Source organism: Loktanella salsilacus, assembly GCF_900114485.1.
Lineage (GTDB): Bacteria > Pseudomonadota > Alphaproteobacteria > Rhodobacterales > Rhodobacteraceae > Loktanella > Loktanella salsilacus.
In genome coordinates, this window is record NZ_FOTF01000004.1 from 45,577 (window position 1) to 60,290 (window position 14,714).

Annotated in this window: 17 protein-coding genes; 9 read left to right on the forward strand and 8 right to left on the reverse strand. The window is 60.7% G+C overall.

What is annotated here, in order from left to right; genetic code table 11:
* Positions 1 to 6 precede the first annotated feature (6 nt).
* The 5 genes from BM131_RS04290 (at position 7) to lpxK (ending at position 4,533) form a co-directional block, all read left to right on the forward strand.
* Positions 7 to 1,350, forward strand: coding sequence for a TldD/PmbA family protein (locus BM131_RS04290; protein WP_090186122.1), 1,344 nt, complete (start codon positions 7 to 9; stop codon positions 1,348 to 1,350).
* A complete protein-coding gene (locus BM131_RS04295; RefSeq protein WP_090186125.1) occupies positions 1,337 to 2,110 on the forward strand; it encodes a 3'(2'),5'-bisphosphate nucleotidase CysQ in 774 nt (257 codons plus the stop codon). Before BM131_RS04290 ends, BM131_RS04295 begins: the two co-directional genes overlap by 14 nt.
* Positions 2,111 to 2,220: 110 nt before the next feature.
* Positions 2,221 to 2,466, forward strand: a complete 246-nt coding sequence (locus BM131_RS04300) for a DUF4170 domain-containing protein (protein ID WP_090186127.1) — start codon at positions 2,221 to 2,223, stop codon at positions 2,464 to 2,466.
* 15 nt (positions 2,467 to 2,481) lie between these two features.
* Positions 2,482 to 3,555, forward strand: a complete 1,074-nt coding sequence (locus tag BM131_RS04305) for a 3-deoxy-D-manno-octulosonic acid transferase (protein WP_090186129.1) — start codon at positions 2,482 to 2,484, stop codon at positions 3,553 to 3,555.
* Positions 3,556 to 4,533: a tetraacyldisaccharide 4'-kinase gene (gene lpxK / locus BM131_RS04310; protein WP_090186131.1), complete on the forward strand. Its 978-nt coding sequence runs from the start codon at positions 3,556 to 3,558 to the stop codon at positions 4,531 to 4,533.
* Positions 4,534 to 4,593: 60 nt separating this feature from the next.
* On the opposite strand, the gene BM131_RS04315 is transcribed toward lpxK, so the two are convergent.
* Genes BM131_RS04315 through BM131_RS04325 form a run of 3 tightly spaced genes read right to left on the reverse strand, consistent with a single transcriptional unit; the run spans position 4,594 to position 6,901 of the window.
* A complete protein-coding gene (locus BM131_RS04315; protein ID WP_090186135.1) occupies positions 4,594 to 5,712 on the reverse strand; it encodes a CaiB/BaiF CoA transferase family protein in 1,119 nt (372 codons plus the stop codon).
* A complete protein-coding gene (locus BM131_RS04320; RefSeq protein ID WP_090186138.1) occupies positions 5,709 to 6,377 on the reverse strand; it encodes a DsbA family protein in 669 nt (222 codons plus the stop codon). The genes BM131_RS04315 and BM131_RS04320 overlap by 4 nt, the downstream gene beginning before the upstream one ends.
* Positions 6,378 to 6,385: 8 nt before the next feature.
* Positions 6,386 to 6,901, reverse strand: coding sequence for a DUF721 domain-containing protein (locus tag BM131_RS04325; protein WP_090186141.1), 516 nt, complete (start codon positions 6,899 to 6,901; stop codon positions 6,386 to 6,388).
* 58 nt (positions 6,902 to 6,959) lie between these two features.
* Between BM131_RS04325 and mutY the strand changes: the two genes are divergently transcribed.
* A complete protein-coding gene (gene mutY, locus BM131_RS04330; protein ID WP_090186144.1) occupies positions 6,960 to 8,012 on the forward strand; it encodes an A/G-specific adenine glycosylase in 1,053 nt (350 codons plus the stop codon).
* Between the two features lie 45 nt (positions 8,013 to 8,057).
* Positions 8,058 to 9,200, forward strand: coding sequence for an alkane 1-monooxygenase (locus BM131_RS04335; protein WP_090186147.1), 1,143 nt, complete (start codon positions 8,058 to 8,060; stop codon positions 9,198 to 9,200).
* A gap of 3 nt (positions 9,201 to 9,203) precedes the next feature.
* Here BM131_RS04335 and BM131_RS04340 read toward each other — a convergent pair whose 3' ends face one another.
* The 5 genes from BM131_RS04340 to BM131_RS04360 form a co-directional block, all read right to left on the reverse strand.
* The gene (locus BM131_RS04340; RefSeq protein ID WP_090186148.1) at positions 9,204 to 10,235 is read right to left on the reverse strand and encodes an NADP-dependent oxidoreductase; all 1,032 of its coding nucleotides are present in this window, start codon (positions 10,233 to 10,235) and stop codon (positions 9,204 to 9,206) included.
* A 66-nt stretch (positions 10,236 to 10,301) separates the two neighbouring features.
* Positions 10,302 to 11,069 (reverse strand): DUF2189 domain-containing protein, encoded by a 768-nt coding sequence (locus BM131_RS04345; RefSeq protein WP_090186151.1) that lies wholly within the window; start codon positions 11,067 to 11,069, stop codon positions 10,302 to 10,304.
* 202 nt (positions 11,070 to 11,271) lie between these two features.
* Positions 11,272 to 12,384, reverse strand: coding sequence for a site-specific DNA-methyltransferase (locus BM131_RS04350; protein ID WP_090186155.1), 1,113 nt, complete (start codon positions 12,382 to 12,384; stop codon positions 11,272 to 11,274).
* An 89-nt stretch (positions 12,385 to 12,473) separates the two neighbouring features.
* Positions 12,474 to 13,112, reverse strand: a complete 639-nt coding sequence (locus BM131_RS04355) for a ribonuclease HII (protein ID WP_090186158.1) — start codon at positions 13,110 to 13,112, stop codon at positions 12,474 to 12,476.
* Positions 13,113 to 13,170: 58 nt separating this feature from the next.
* Complete coding sequence (locus BM131_RS04360; protein WP_139222585.1) at positions 13,171 to 13,578, reverse strand: hypothetical protein; 408 nt, start codon at positions 13,576 to 13,578, stop codon at positions 13,171 to 13,173.
* A 162-nt stretch (positions 13,579 to 13,740) separates the two neighbouring features.
* On the opposite strand from BM131_RS04360, the gene BM131_RS04365 reads away from it, so the two are divergent.
* On the forward strand, positions 13,741 to 14,022 hold the full coding sequence (locus BM131_RS04365) for a hypothetical protein (RefSeq protein ID WP_372803682.1): 282 nt from the start codon (positions 13,741 to 13,743) through the stop codon (positions 14,020 to 14,022).
* The gene (locus tag BM131_RS04370; RefSeq protein WP_175499171.1) at positions 13,964 to 14,698 is read left to right on the forward strand and encodes a winged helix-turn-helix domain-containing protein; all 735 of its coding nucleotides are present in this window, start codon (positions 13,964 to 13,966) and stop codon (positions 14,696 to 14,698) included. The genes BM131_RS04365 and BM131_RS04370 overlap by 59 nt, the downstream gene beginning before the upstream one ends.
* The last annotated feature ends 16 nt before the right edge of the window (positions 14,699 to 14,714 follow it).

Here is a 14,714-nt window from a genome sequence, read left to right on the forward strand (position 1 = left end):
GTCCCCATGACCGATCTCGCTGCGCTGACCCAACAGATCCTTGACGCCGCCCGCCGGGCCGGTGCCGATGATGCCGACGCCATTGCGGTGCAGGGCACGTCGATCGCCATTGATGTGCGCCAAGGCGCGCTGGAAAAGGCAGAGCGGTCAGAAGGCGTCGATATCGGTCTGCGCGTTTTGCTGGGGCAAAGGCAGGCTTGCGTGTCCACCTCTGACAGTCGCCCTGCTGCGATTGCGGCGATGGCAGAACGCGCCGTCGCCATGGCGAAAGAAGCGCCAGAGGACCCGACCGTTGGCCTAGCTGATCCAAGCCAGCTGACCGCGCAGACGGATAGCGGCTATCTGGAGCTTTGCGACGAATCGCCCGAACCCGACCCGCAAACCCTGCAGGACTACGCCTTGCGCGCAGAGGCGGCGGCGCAGGAAAATGCCGGGATCTCTCAGGTTTCGGAAACCAGCGCTGGATATTCGCGCCGCCAGATTCACGCAGCAGCCACCAATGGCTTTTCCGGCGGCTACGCGCGGTCCGACATTGGCCTGTCTTGCGTCGCGATCAGCGGCACTGGCACGGGGATGGAACGTGACTATGACTACGACACCCGCATCTTTCAGTCCGATATGCGCGAGCCGGAGGATATTGGCCGCACCGCAGCCGCCCGCGCGGTAGAGCGTGCAGGTTCGCGCCGTCCCAAGACAGGTGCCTATCCGGTTCTGTTCGACGAACGGGTCGCATCGTCACTGATTGGTCATCTTGTGCAGGCAATCAACGGCAGCGCCATAGCGCGCGGCGCGTCGTTCTTGCGCGATGCGCTGGGCGAGCAAATTCTGCCAGAAGGCATGAGCCTGATCGAAGACCCCCACCGCCCGCGCGCCTTTGCATCCAAGATTTTCGATGCCGAAGGTTTGGCGACGCAGCGCCGCGCGTTGATTGACAATGGCACGCTGACGGGCTGGACGCTGGATCTTGCCACTGGGCGCAAGTTGGGTCTGCCATCCACTGCTAACGCCGGCCGTGGCACATCTGCGCCGCCGTCGCCGGGTGTGACCAATCTTGCGCTGACGCAGGGCGATGTCAGCCGGGACGACCTGATTGCACAGATGGGGACGGGGTTGCTTGTCACTTCTATGATCGGATCGACGATCAATCCGAATACTGGCGATTATTCCCGCGGGGCGGCAGGTTTCTGGGTGCAGAATGGCGAAATCACGCATCCCGTTAATGAATGCACGATTGCAGGCAACCTGCGCGATATGTGGCGCACGATGATCGCGGCCAATGATGCCCGCGCGCATCTTAGCCGTGTTGTGCCATCGCTTCTTGTATCGGGGCTTACCCTTGCCGGCGACTGACCTACCCCTTTTGCTAGACGCCGCCGCTGCTGCGGGCGACATCGCGATGCGCTACTTCAAGTCCGACCCGCAGGTCTGGGACAAAGCCGGCGATCAGGGTCCGGTGACAGAGGCTGATTTGGCGGTCAACGACATGCTGACCGCCCGTTTGCGCAGCGCCCAGCCCGATTATGGCTGGCTGTCAGAGGAAACGCCTGATGACACCGCCCGCCTGACGACGCATCGCCAGTTCGTTATCGACCCGATCGACGGCACGCGCGCTTTCATCAACCATAGTCTTGACTGGGCACATGCCCTTGCTGTGGTCGAGGATGGGCGCGTGACCGCTGGCGTCGTGACGCTGCCGGCGCGCGGGCTGACCTTTGCCGCGACGCTGGGCGGCGGGGCGACGCTGAACGGCAAGCCGCTGCATGTGACGCAGGTGACTGACCTTGCAGCGGCCAACGTGCTGACGACCAAGCCGAACCTTGCGCCGCATTTCTGGCTGGGCGGCGCGGTACCGCCGTTTTCCAAAGGCTTCCGCTCGTCCTTGGCTTACCGGTTGTGCCTTGTTGCGCAGGGCAAGTTCGACGCCATGTTAACGCTGCGCCCATCATGGGAATGGGACATCGCCGCCGGCAGTCTGATCGTGTCAGAGGCGCAGGGCACCGCGACGGATCGGTGGGGTGCACCGCTGGTATTCAACAATCCTTATCCGCAGGTTGACGGCGTGCTTGCCGCAGGCGCGGTTCATGGTGCATTGCGCGCGGCTTTGGTTTGAACGGGTATTTAACCCATCATCACAGATAAGCGGGCATGGCCCCCTGTTGTAACACCGACCCGCCCTGCGTAAGTTGCGCGGCAACACCATCTTGATCAAAGGACACCCTCATGACCCAGCGCCTGCACCTTGTCTTTGGCGGCGAACTGATCGACCCGACCAAGAATGCGTTCAAGGATGTCGAAAACATCCACATCGTCGGCATGTTCCCCGATTATGCCAGCGCCTATAACGCGTGGAAGGCGAACGCCCAGCGCACGGTCGACGACGCGCATACGCGCTATTTTATCGCGCACATTCACCGTCTGCGGGACGAAGAGGTCGCGGCCTCTCCGACCGAAGAACTCGGCCTGTAATTCAGGGCCGCGGGGGTGGAGGCCGTCGTCTGGGCGCGTTGCGCCACCCCTGCGGATGCCGCTGTCATTGCGGCCCTTGATGCGCGCTTGCGCGCCACGGGCGAAGACGTTGGCTTTGCCGTCACCACGCAAGTTCACCCCGAAGGCCGCCGCGCTATTCGGGCGCATTTAACCAAGTTAGAGCCGATGCTGCTGCTATGGATCGGTGGCCCGCTAGATACCGTGACTTTGGCCGAGGCGAGAGAGGCGAACGTGCCTGTCGTTGTGATCGACTTGGACGAAACAGCGCTGGACGGCATCGTCAGCCGCTGGTTCCCATCGCGCAGCCGGGCTATCCTGTCGCAACTGAACGCTGTCTATACACGCGATCAATCCTGCGCAGATGCGTTCGTTGCAGCAGGCGCGCCTGCAGAGCGAACCTATGCGGTCGGCTTGCTTGAAGACCCGCCCGCCGTGCTGCCGTTTATCGAATCCGACCGCCGTGATCTGGCAGAGGCTTTGCGCAACCGTCCGGTCTGGCTTGCGACGCAAACAGAGGCAGCCGATGTCACAGGCCTTGCCGCTGCGCAGCGCCATGCTGCGCGCCGTTCGCATCGGTTGTTGCTGGTCGCAGTAGCCGCCCGCGCCGAAGACGGCCCTGCCTTGGTCAGTCAATTCGAAGCGGAGGGCCTGCATGCGAGTTTGCGGTCCCTGACCAGCGGGCCAGAGGAATCGATGCAGGTGCATGTCGTCGACACCCCGGCAGAGCTGGGCCTTTGGATGCGCCTTGCGACCGTAACCTTTGCGGGTGGCACCCTGACCCAGCGCGCGGCGCAAGACCCGTTCGAAGCGGCTGCGCTTGGCTCTGTCCTGATCCATGGCCCACGCACTGCGCCTTACACCGCGCGCTATGACCGCCTTGCGCGGGCCGGAGCCACGCTGCAAGTCGATGGCCAAGTCGGCCTTGGCCGCGCGGTCGAGGCGCTGTTAGCTGCCGACCGCGTGGCGGCGATGGCGATGGCGGGCTGGGATGTGACATCGCGCGGGGCAGAGGCGACGGACCGCATCGTCACGCTGATCCGCAACCGCTTGGACGAGGCGGGTCTATAGATGGGTGCACCAAAGTTCTGGTTTACGCCGCCTGATACGCCGGACCTGCGCGCGCGCCTTCTGGCACCTTTGGGCTGGATCTATGGCGCTGCTACGGCGCGGCGCCTGCGCCAACCCGGTTACAAGGCGGCAATCCCGGTGATCTGCATCGGCAACATCAACGTCGGCGGTACGGGCAAGACACCCACCGCGATGGCGCTGGCGCAAATCCTGACGGATCGCGGGCAAACCCCGCATATCGTGACCCGCGGCTTTGGCGGCACACTCACCGGCCCCATTCGCGTCGACGAGCGCAGCCATTCTGCAGCCCAAACCGGGGACGAACCGTTGCTGTTGTCGTCTTTCGCACCAACTTGGGTCGCGCGCGACCGCGCCGCAGGCGTTCAGGCGGCTCAGGCGGCGGGCGCTACAGTTATTTTGCTGGATGATGGTTTTCAAAACCCATCAGTGAAAAAAGACCTGTCGATCGTCGTGGTCGACGCCCAACGCGGGTTTGGTAATGGCCGCGTCCTGCCCGCTGGTCCCTTGCGCGAACCCGTGGCCACGGGCCTTGCCCGCGCTGATTTGCTGCTGTCCATCGGCACCCCTGCGGCCCAAGCCGGGTTCGCTGCCGGCCCACATATCCCCGATTTGACCGGTGAACTGGTCCCCCTGATCACCGGCATGCCGTGGCAAAGCCTGCGCCTGTTGGCCTTTGCCGGGATCGGCCACCCAGAGAAATTCTTTGCCACGCTGCGTGCCATGGGGGCCGATGTGATCCGCGCTGAACCGCTTGAAGACCACCAACCCCTGACAGAGGCCTTGATGACAAGGCTAGAGCTGGAAGCAAAGACGCGCGGCGCCCAGTTGGTGACGACTGAAAAGGACGCTGTCCGCCTGCCGGATAGTTTTCGCGCCAAGGTGCTGACCCTGCCCGTGCGCCTCAAGTTCGACGACACTGCGCCGCTTGACAAAGCTCTCACCGCGCTGGGCCTTTGACCTTCTTCTCGTCCCAAATATCCCGCAGGGACGAGGGCTGGCCCCCATCACCCCGTCGCTTTAATCAGACGCCTTGTTCTGCATCCGCGGCGCTGGGCCGCGCGGACTGGTATCGCCGCCTGACATGCGGATCGGTGTCCGCATCCCTGGTACGCCGTCTAAATCAACCTGCATTTCGCGGTGAACGATCTGTGGGTCGACAAATACCTCTGCCATATCCTTGATCGGCCCGGCAGGCACGCCCTGCGCCTCGCACATCGTCAAAAGCGCCTCTCGCGCATGTTGCTGGGTCGCATCGTTCAGGACAGTGGCAAGCTGGTCGCGATTTGCCAGACGGTCTGCATTGGTCGCAAAGCGCGGGTCTTGCGCCAGTTCTGGCATCTTCAGCAGATCGCACAACCGCCGATATTGCGCATCATTGCCTGTTGCGATGATGATATGACCATCCGCGCAGTCGAACACTTGATAGGGCATCAAATTCGGATGGGTGTTGCCCGTCCGCGCCGGGGGGGTGCCGGTCGTCAGATAATTCATCGCCTGATTGGCCATCACCGCAACAGCGACATCGTAAAGCGCCAGATCAATGTGCTGACCTACGCCTGTGGTCTGCCGTTGGTGAACAGCCGCTAGAATGGCTGTGCTTGCATACATTCCGGTAAACAGATCGACGACAGCCACGCCGGCGCGCTGCGGCTGGCCGTCGGCCTCTCCGGTGACGGACATCAGACCGGACATGCCTTGGATGATGTAGTCATAGCCTGCACGGTGGGCGTAGGGGCCGGTTTGGCCAAACCCCGTGATTGAACAGTAGATCAGCCGTGGATTGATAGCGGCAAGGCTTGCGTAATCCAGACCGTATTTCGCCAATCCGCCGACCTTGAAATTCTCGATCACGATATCTGCGTCCGCGATCAGGGCTTTGACGTGTGCCTGCCCCTCTGGCGTGCGGAAATCCACAGTGACCGAGGTTTTGCCCCGGTTCGTGCTGTGGAAATAAGCGGCGGCGCGTTCGCCCCCGTGATCGACCCAAGGCGGCCCCCAACGGCGCGTATCATCGCCGTCGGGGGATTCGACCTTAATTACGTCTGCCCCTAGATCGGCCAAGGTCTGACCCGCCCAAGGGCCAGCAAGAATGCGCGCCAATTCAATGACCCGCAGGCCGTCCAGCGGGCGCATCAACCGGCGATCGCGTCGTCGATGATCTTGGACATGTCTTCGAAGGACATGTTGGAATACTTCTCACCATCAATCATGAACGACGGGGTAGAGCTGATGTCGTCGGCCTTTGCGTTCGCCTCGTACCACGCCACCAAGTTCTGTGCGTTTTCCGCGTCGTTCATGCAGGCATCCAGCATCTCGTCGGTCAGGCCGGCGGTCTTGCCCAAGTTGCGCAGGTCTTGCGCAATTGTTGCCGGATCACCGCTGGCGGTCCAAGCACGCTGTTTGTCATAAAGCATCTCGGCGATGCCGAAAAAGCGCATCTCTCCGCCGCAGCGGGCCATCATCGATGCCCACAGACCGAAGCGGTCAAAATAGACTTCGCGGTAGGTGAACTGCACTTTGCCGGTGTCGATATATTCCGCCTTCAGCTTGGGCCAGACCGTCGCATGGAAGTTAGCGCAATGCGGGCAGGTAAAGCTGGCGTATTCGGTGATTTTCACGGGCGCATCAGCAGAGCCGACAATCATGTCAGCGATCGCGGTTGGATCAGGCGTTGCGCCTTCGGTTTGGGCATTGGCCATGCCAACAAGCAGGCTGCTTTGCGGGCTGTTCAGGTTCAGGGCGAAAGCGCCGCCAACAAGGACGGCCGCGCCGCCAGTGGTCAACAGGGTTCTGCGTTTCATGGTCTACCTCAGGTTCTGTTTTTCGGTTTCGACAGGACGTTGGCGGCCAATGCCTCCAGTGCTGTCCTTAGGTCGTCATTTGCGACCCCTTTTGCAACCGCGCGGGCGCGGTCTTGCATGACGGGGTCGGGTGCTGCGGGGGCTTTAGGGGCGGGTGCAAAGGCCACGCGCCCTTCGGCAAAGCCTGTAGGGGCGGTCTGTGTGATGCGCACCCGCGCGATGGCGCGGTAGCCATAGCAGGCGTTCACTTTTTCGAGGATCTGCACCTTTTGCATTTCCAGCATGGGCGCATTGGCACCTGTCGTCAGTACTGTCAGGGTCGCACCCAGCGCGCCGCGGCCATAGCTGACGTTCACAGGCGTCGCCACGCTGGCCACCTGTTCGCCCACAAATTCGGCCCAATGGGTCAGCAGCCGCGTTTCCGCAAAGCCACGCCCTTCACTGCCCGCGCGAATGCGCGACTGCATCAACGTGACGGCGCGGGAAAAACCGCGAGTAGAGGACGTGCGGTGAGGCTGTTTCATCATCACCGTTTAGTCTATGTCACCCCGCACGCCAAGTCAGTGCGAGGAGGCATGAACAATGCGTGAGCGATCGTTGCAACTGCTCGAATGGTACGACGTCCACGCCCGGTCCATGCCGTGGCGTGTGCCCCCTGCGGACCGCAAAGCGGGTGCACTGCCAGACCCTTATGGCATCTGGTTGTCAGAGGTGATGCTGCAGCAAACTACAGTCGCAGCCGTGCGCGATTATTGGCGCAAGTTCATGGGGTTATGGCCCACCGTCGCCGATCTGGCCGCGGCGCAGGATGCGGATGTGATGGCCGCTTGGGCGGGGCTTGGATACTATGCGCGCGCCCGCAATTTGCTGAAATGCGCGCGGGCTGTCGTGGCCGATCATGGCGGCGTCTTTCCGCCCGATCATGACACGCTGCTGACCCTGCCCGGCATTGGCCCGTACACTGCCGCCGCTGTCGCTGCGATTGCCTTTGATCAGCCGGAAACCGTGCTGGACGGCAATGTCGAACGGGTCATGGCGCGGCTATACGACGTGCACACGCCGCTGCCTGCTGCCAAGCCAGAGCTGATGGCGTTGGCCAAGGCGCTAACACCGCAGGAACGTCCCGGCGACTATGCGCAGGCGGTCATGGATTTGGGGGCGACAATCTGCACGCCGAAATCGCCAGCTTGCGGTATTTGTCCGCTGCGCGATGATTGCATGGCCCGCATTGCGGGGACGGCCCCTGTGCTGCCAAAGAAGACTCCGAAAAAGCCTGTGCCCGTGCGGCGCGGCATTGCTTACGTCGTGCGCCGCGATGACGGCGCTTGGTTGCTGGAAACGCGCGATCCCAAGGGGTTGCTGGGCGGGATGCTTGGCTTTGCTGGATCGGACTGGTCGGATGATCCGCAACCTGCGCCCCCTTTGGATGCGGAATGGCAGCAGCTGGATGCGACGGCGCGGCATACCTTTACGCATTTTCATTTAGAGTTGACGATTCTTTGGACGCGCGTTCCGGGCAATGCACGGCCCGCGCGAGGGCATTTTGTACCGCATAACGACTTTTCCCCAACGGCACTTCCCACTGTGATGCGAAAGGTCTTTGATCTGGTCGCGGATTCTTTACCATTTGGCTGATATATCGCCACAATTTTGGGGCAAAAGGCCGTGAAAGAGGATTCCATGACCGCAACTGCAGCCACGCCCCCGATCGCTCGCCTATCCGCTGCGCTGCCGTTCTGGCTGTCGCTGCTGCTGATCCCAATTGCGTGGATCAGTGCGGTCTGGGGTGGCTGGGCCGTTTTCCTGTTGCCGCTGTGTACGTGGTATCTGTTTGGCATCATTGATATTTTCGCAGGCCTGAACGAGGCGAACGCCGATACGTCGACGCCCGATGATCAACTGTGGTGGTATCGCCTGATCACGATCATCTGGGCCCCGCTGCAGGCAGCGACGTTGTTTGGTGTCATGTACTACGCGACCCGCGCCGATCATCTGGGCGGGTGGGGACTGGTCGGTCTATTCTTTGGCATGGGTGTGATCACGGGCACGATTGGCATTAACTACAGTCACGAGCTGATGCACCAAAAGCCCAAGATTGAGCGCAACATGGCCGATATCCTGCTGGCGATGGCGCTGTATTCGCATTTCCGGTCAGAACATTTGCTGGTCCATCACCGCTACGTCGCCACCCCGCGCGACCCGGTGACCGCCCGCTATAACGAAGGGTTTCACCGCTTTTTCCCGCGCGTGCTGCGGCAATGCTATGCTTCTGCCTTCAAGGCGGAACAGGCGATGCTGGCGCGCAAGAATCTGCCTTGGACGGATCTTAGCAATCCGTTTTGGCGCTACTGGGCGCTGCAGGCCGGGTTTCTGGCGCTCTCACTGATCATTGGTGGCTGGCTAGGGCTTGCGCTGTTCTTGTGGCAAGCCTTTGTCGCGGCATGGCATTTGGAACTGGTGAATTACATCGAACACTACGGTCTGACGCGCGAACATCTGGGCGACGGCAAATATGAATACGTCAAACCGCACCATTCGTGGAATTCCGCACAGAAGGTGTCGAACTGGCTGCTGATCAATCTGCAGCGCCATTCTGACCACCACTACAAGCCCGACCGCCGGTTTCCGTTGCTGCAAACATATGACGCCAGCGATGCGCCGCAGCTGCCCTATGGGTATTCGGTGATGGGGTTTGTTGCGATGGTGCCGCCGCTGTGGCGGCGCGCCATGAACCCAAGGGTCCGTGTCTGGCGCCGCCAGTATTATCCGCATATCACGGATTGGTCCGCCTATAAGGCTGCAACCAATCCGTGGCCGCGTTAGGGTTTAGGCCGGATCGGTGCCGACGCGGACCATTTGTTTACCAAAGTTGCCACCACCCAGCATGTCTAGGAACGCTTGCGGTGCGTTTTCTAGACCTTCGGCAATGTCCTCTTTGAAGGTGATACGCCCGTCGCCAACCAGTGGGCCGACTTTGGCCATGAAGTCCGGAAACTTTTCGAAGTGATCAAAGATGATGAAGCCTTCGACCAGCAGGCGGCGCGTCAGGATGTTGCGCCAGACGGCGGGCAGGGGCTGCGCCTCTGCAATGCCTTGGCCCGAATACCAAGAGATCATGCCGCAGACTGCGATGCGGCCAAAGGTGTTCATGTTTGGCAGCACGGCCTCTAGCGTCTTGCCGCCAACGCTTTCGAAATAGACGTCGACGCCGTTCGGCGCGGCGTCTGCGATGGCTTGGGTTAGCGCCTTGGCGTCCAATGCACGGTGGTCAAGGCAGACGTCATAGCCCAGTTCCTTAACCGCGTAGTCGCATTTGTCCGCGCCGCCTGCGACGCCGATGACGCGCATGTTTTTGGTCTTGGCCAGCTGTCCAACCATGCCGCCCACGGCACCTGTTGCGGCAGACACCACGATGGTTTCGCCGTCCTTGGCGCGGCCGATGTCATTCAAGCCGACCCAAGCGGTGATACCCGGCATGCCCAGAACGCCCTGCGCGGTCGAAATCGGGGCGATGCCCGGATCAACGATTCGCACGCCTTCGCCGTTGCTGATGGCGTGGCTGGTCCAACCAAAGGCACCGGCGACAATCTTGCCGACGGGAAAGCCTTCGTGTTTGCTTTCCATCACCTCGGCCACGGTGCCGCCTTCCATAACGCCGCCGATTTCGACCGCTTTGGCATAGGATTTAGCGTCGTCCATCCGGCCGCGCATGTAGGGGTCTAGCGATAGCCAGATGACGCGAACAAGGAACTCGCCGTCCTTCATTGCGGGTAGGGTCGCAGTTTCGGTGCGGAAGTTTTCAAGCGTCGGCGACCCTTTGGGGCGGCTGGCCAGAACGATCTGCGTGGCGGTGGTCATTGGGGTATTCCTTTAGTCTGTGTCACGCATAAAGTAGCCTGCGCTGCGGGCTTGGAAAGGCTTTCGTCAGAACAAGGCGCGACGATACAGGTGCCAACTGGCGTGCCCAAGCACAGGCAGCACTGCAAGTAGACCAAGCAGCAATGGGATGAGCGCCGCAAGTGTCAGGACCGCGATGATCGTGGCCCAGACCCACATCACTAACAGATTTTCGCGGGTGACCTTGAGGCTGATCAGCATTGCGGTGACGAAATCAAGCTCTTGGTCCAGCAACAGGGGCAGGCTGATCGCGGTGAGGCTGAACAGCAAAAAGGCGGCTATCGCACCGACGGCCAGTTCGACTGCAATCATCGTCAGGCCAGTGCCATTCAGATAACTTTGCAGATCGTCTGGCGGGCCCAGCAGCACGGATGGCCCCATGAACAGGGCGAACAGCATGTGGGCCAGAAACGTCCAGAACAGAAAGAACGTCACAATGATGACGCCTGCCCAAGGGACTTGGCGGGTACGCTCTTGCCAGATGATCGGCAAGACTTGCGAAAAGCGGGGCACTTCGCCGCGCTCTAACCGGCGGCTGACGTCATACAGGCCAACGGCAAGGATCGGTGCGATCAGCGGAAAGCCAAGCGACAGGATGAGCGTCCATGTGAAAAACCCTGCGCCCATCTGGAACAAGGCGTTGCCGATCACGACGTAAATTGCGCTGAAGAAAAGCCCGAACAGCGGGGCCGCGCGGTAATCGGCCCAGCCGGCACGGAGGCAATCCCGCAAATCCGTCAGATGCAGGCGCATCACCTGCGGCATGGGGGCAGACTGGGGCGCTGGGGCGGTCATGGGCAGGCTCCATTCGGTTGTGAATGCGCAAAGCGTAGGGGGGTGATCCGGCGCGGGCTTTGATCTGTATCATGCTCGTAACCCAGATCGGGAACGAAAAAAAACCCCGTCCTTCCAAAGAAGAGACGGGGCAAAGGTAGTGCCCGCGTGAAAGCCCATGTGGGGCTATCACGTCAAAGGCACCGGCGGTAACTGTTGAAATCTATGCGTGTTTTGCCATTTCGGCGCGGACCTGCTGGCGCAGAAGATCGATAGGCACACGTTGCCCTTCGCGCTTGAACTGCCAATAGGTCCAGCCGTTGCAGCTGGGTGCGCCTTCCAGATGGGCGCCGACCTGATGGATCGATCCCTTCATGTCGTCGCTGCTAAGCGTGCCGTCAGCGCGGACTTTCACGGTGTGACGCCCGTTGAGCGAGTAAAGCTCTTCGCCCGGACGCAGCATGCCACGTTCGACCAGCACGCCAAAGGCGACGCGCGGCTCTGCCCGCTTAGAGGTGCTGACCTGCAACGCCTCGTTGTCGAACTTGCGCACCTTGGCGATGCGCTTGGTCGCAACCTTGCGGTAGGCCTCTTCACGCTCGATGCCGATGAAATCACGGCCCAGCATCTTGGCGACAGCACCGGTGGTGCCTGTGCCAAAGAAGGGGTCAAGGATCACGTCGCCGGGGTTCGTGGTGCCCAGCAGGACGCGGTGCAGCAGGCTTTCCGGCTTTTGCGTCGGATGCGCCTTGTCGCCGTTTTCGTCCTTGATCCGCTCGTGGCCGGTGCAGATCGGCAGCATCCAATCGCTGCGCATCTGAATGCCTTCGTTCAGCGCTTTCAGCGCTTCGTAGTTGAAGGTGTATTTGCTGTGCTCGGACTTGCCGGCCCAGATCAGCGTCTCGTGGGCGTTGGTCAGCCGCTTGCCGCGGAAGTTCGGCATCGGGTTCGACTTGCGCCAGACGACGTCGTTCAGGATCCAGAAGCCCTGGTTCTGCAGCTCTGCGCCCATACGGAACACGTTGTGATAGCTGCCAATGACCCAGATCGCGCCATTCGGCTTTAGCAGGCGGCGCGCCGCCTTCAGCCAATCACGGGTGAATTTGTCATAAACAGCAAAGCTTTCGAACTGGTCCCAATGGTCATCGACGGCGTCGACTTTGGAATTGTCCGGGCGATGAAGATCGCCACGCAGTTGCAGGTTATAGGGTGGGTCTGCGAAGATCAGATCGACTGACTCTTCTGGCAAACTGTTCATAAGCTCGATGCAATCGCCATCCAAAATTTGGTTAAGCGGTAGCGTTAGGCCCTTTTGGGCCTTTGTTTTTATTGTCATGCTCTGCCTCTATCCCGGTGGATTTTTCCACTCGTTGATTGAGGTTAAGATGACCTTTTGCGGCTTTCAGAGGCAATGGATAAATTGCTTTATTCACCGCGAATTTTATCTTGCCACAACATCTTGTGTACCGGACCGAATGTGCGGCGATGATGTAGAGTGACACCGTGACATTTCAGTCCCTCTAGGTGCTCGGCGGTCGGATATCCGGCGTTTCGTGCCCAGCCATAGCCCGGATGCTGTTGCGCCAATCCCACCATCAGACGGTCTCGCCACACTTTGGCCATAATTGAGGCCGCAGCGATCGACAAAGATTTGGCATCACCCTTTACGATGGTTTGGCCGGGGCAGGGCATGTTTGGGGGCATGCGGTTGCCATCTATCAGTGCAAAATCCGCAGGTTGCGCCAAATCCGCCAGCGCGCGGGTCATGGCCAGTTGGCTTGCCGCAAGGATGTTCAATATCTCGATCTCTTCCACCGAGGCGCTGCCGTACCCAACAATTGCCACGTTTGGGATCAGGTCAAACAGGGCATCGCGCCGCTTTGCGCTGATCGCTTTGCTATCGCCAAGGCCGGGGGGAATTTGCGCGGGATCTAGAATCACGGCGCAAGCCATGACGGGGCCAGCTAGCGGGCCGCGCCCGACCTCGTCCACGCCCGCAATATGGGCGTATCCGGCGGCGCGGGCGGTGTCTTCGAAATGCAGGTCTGTGGGGATGCGTGTCATGCCCCTATGATGCCGCAGCGGCGGGGCAGGGGGAAGTCCTGCCCGCGCCAAATGGACATCAGCGGCGACGATAGCCTGCATCAACCAGACATTGCGCGTCATAGCCGCGGCGCACGCCGCCCCATGTCGTCAGTTGCACATTGCAGATTCGCGGCAGTGCGCGGGTGTCGGTGCCCCAATCGGCAAGGCAGTCGCGGTCATAAATGCGCCGCCACCCGTCCCGTGTTTCGATATCATCAATGCATGTGGCGGGCAGGGACTGACGTGTGCGGCTATTGCCGAACGACGGCGCGACCACGACAGGCGGTGCAACCCGCGGTGGTCCTGTTCTGCCGCGCCCGTGGCCGGGTAAATAGCCCTGCTCGGTCACGAGCTCGCGCCAGCTTTTGCCATTCCGGCCTTGGTCCGCGGTGGCTGGAAATGCGACGGCAACCATGGCAAGCGCCAATATCAATATCCTAAACATCGTGTTCCCTTTTGCGATGGGCACTGATCGCGCCATATATGGAAACAGGATGGTCATATTGACCGCTGACAGGCGATATCATCCGCTGGCAATGTCGGTCTGCGCACGATAGCATCGGACGATATTGCATAACACGACGGATCCACGTCAGATCGCACCATGATGAAAAAGCTTATTCCCCTAATCCTTGCTGGCCTTTTGGGCGCGACTGCCGCTCAGGCCGATTGCTATGCCGATTATAAGGCAAAGCAAGATAACCCGCTGCGCCTGCACTACGGCGTCGCGCAGGTGTCTGGGGAATGCACAAAGCCTAACGCGCAAGCGGCCATTGCGCCGCGGTTGGCGGCGGATGGCTGGGCTCTGCTGACGATCGTGGGCGTGTTTGATGCAAACGGTCTGGACAGCAGAAAGGGCACCGCTGGTGAGTATTTCCTCCGCTACTGAGGCGCGCGAGATCGGCAATCGTATTGTCGTCGGCGGGATCATCGGTATCGTTCTGATCCTCGCGGCTGCTGCCGTGCTTTTGTTCGTCAACCTGCCGGATGCTAACGCATTCAACGCCCGGGTCGAACAGCTGTTCATCGCGAACGACAACCTGACCACTGGGGCAGAGATTAAGCTGCTGGAAATCCTCGCAGGTTCCGGCACTGCGTTTTCCGATACGTTGTCATCCTATCGCTTTGTGATTTTCGTGCTGCTTGTGTTCTCGACGGCGCTTCTGGTCGCTGCGATCGCGTTTCTGGTCATGCTGATCGGGCTGACGCGGCGCATGGGCCAAATTGAGCGCAAGGGGATCGAGGTAAACTCGCTTTTGATCAGCCGCGATCAGGGATCGGTTTACCTGAACAACTTCGAATTCAAGCTGACCGCCGCGGCGATTGAAACGCTGTCCGTGCTGGCAGAGGCGCGGATGGACGACGAGGTGTTATCTGGCGCTGAAATCGAAGGCGTCATCTCTGGCCGGGACGCGTCCGACTGCGACGAAGCAGCCGGTGCAACGCGTATTAAGCGCCTGCGCGATACCTTGGGCAATCAAATGGTCAGCGAACTTCTCGTGAAAAACATCGCGCGCAAAGGCTATATGCTGGCAATCGACAAGGACGTCATCCGCATGGTCTGACGCCAGTTGGTGTCAT

Bases quoted from the DNA above. Each gene is read 5' to 3' on its own strand.
- BM131_RS04290 (WP_090186122.1), top strand. From the start codon at position 7: ATGACCGATCTCGCTGCGCTGACCCAACAGATCCTTGACGCCGCCCGC.
- BM131_RS04300 (WP_090186127.1), top strand. From the start codon at position 2,221: ATGACCCAGCGCCTGCACCTTGTCTTTGGCGGCGAACTGATCGACCCG.
- lpxK (WP_090186131.1), top strand. From the start codon at position 3,556: ATGGGTGCACCAAAGTTCTGGTTTACGCCGCCTGATACGCCGGACCTG.
- BM131_RS04320 (WP_090186138.1), bottom strand. From the start codon at position 6,377: ATGAAACGCAGAACCCTGTTGACCACTGGCGGCGCGGCCGTCCTTGTT.
- BM131_RS04325 (WP_090186141.1), bottom strand. From the start codon at position 6,901: ATGAAACAGCCTCACCGCACGTCCTCTACTCGCGGTTTTTCCCGCGCC.
- mutY (WP_090186144.1), top strand. From the start codon at position 6,960: ATGCGTGAGCGATCGTTGCAACTGCTCGAATGGTACGACGTCCACGCC.
- BM131_RS04335 (WP_090186147.1), top strand. From the start codon at position 8,058: ATGACCGCAACTGCAGCCACGCCCCCGATCGCTCGCCTATCCGCTGCG.
- BM131_RS04340 (WP_090186148.1), bottom strand. From the start codon at position 10,235: ATGACCACCGCCACGCAGATCGTTCTGGCCAGCCGCCCCAAAGGGTCG.
- BM131_RS04345 (WP_090186151.1), bottom strand. From the start codon at position 11,069: ATGACCGCCCCAGCGCCCCAGTCTGCCCCCATGCCGCAGGTGATGCGC.
- BM131_RS04350 (WP_090186155.1), bottom strand. From the start codon at position 12,384: ATGACAATAAAAACAAAGGCCCAAAAGGGCCTAACGCTACCGCTTAAC.
- BM131_RS04355 (WP_090186158.1), bottom strand. From the start codon at position 13,112: ATGACACGCATCCCCACAGACCTGCATTTCGAAGACACCGCCCGCGCC.
- BM131_RS04360 (WP_139222585.1), bottom strand. From the start codon at position 13,578: ATGTTTAGGATATTGATATTGGCGCTTGCCATGGTTGCCGTCGCATTT.
- BM131_RS04365 (WP_372803682.1), top strand. From the start codon at position 13,741: ATGAAAAAGCTTATTCCCCTAATCCTTGCTGGCCTTTTGGGCGCGACT.
- BM131_RS04370 (WP_175499171.1), top strand. From the start codon at position 13,964: ATGCAAACGGTCTGGACAGCAGAAAGGGCACCGCTGGTGAGTATTTCC.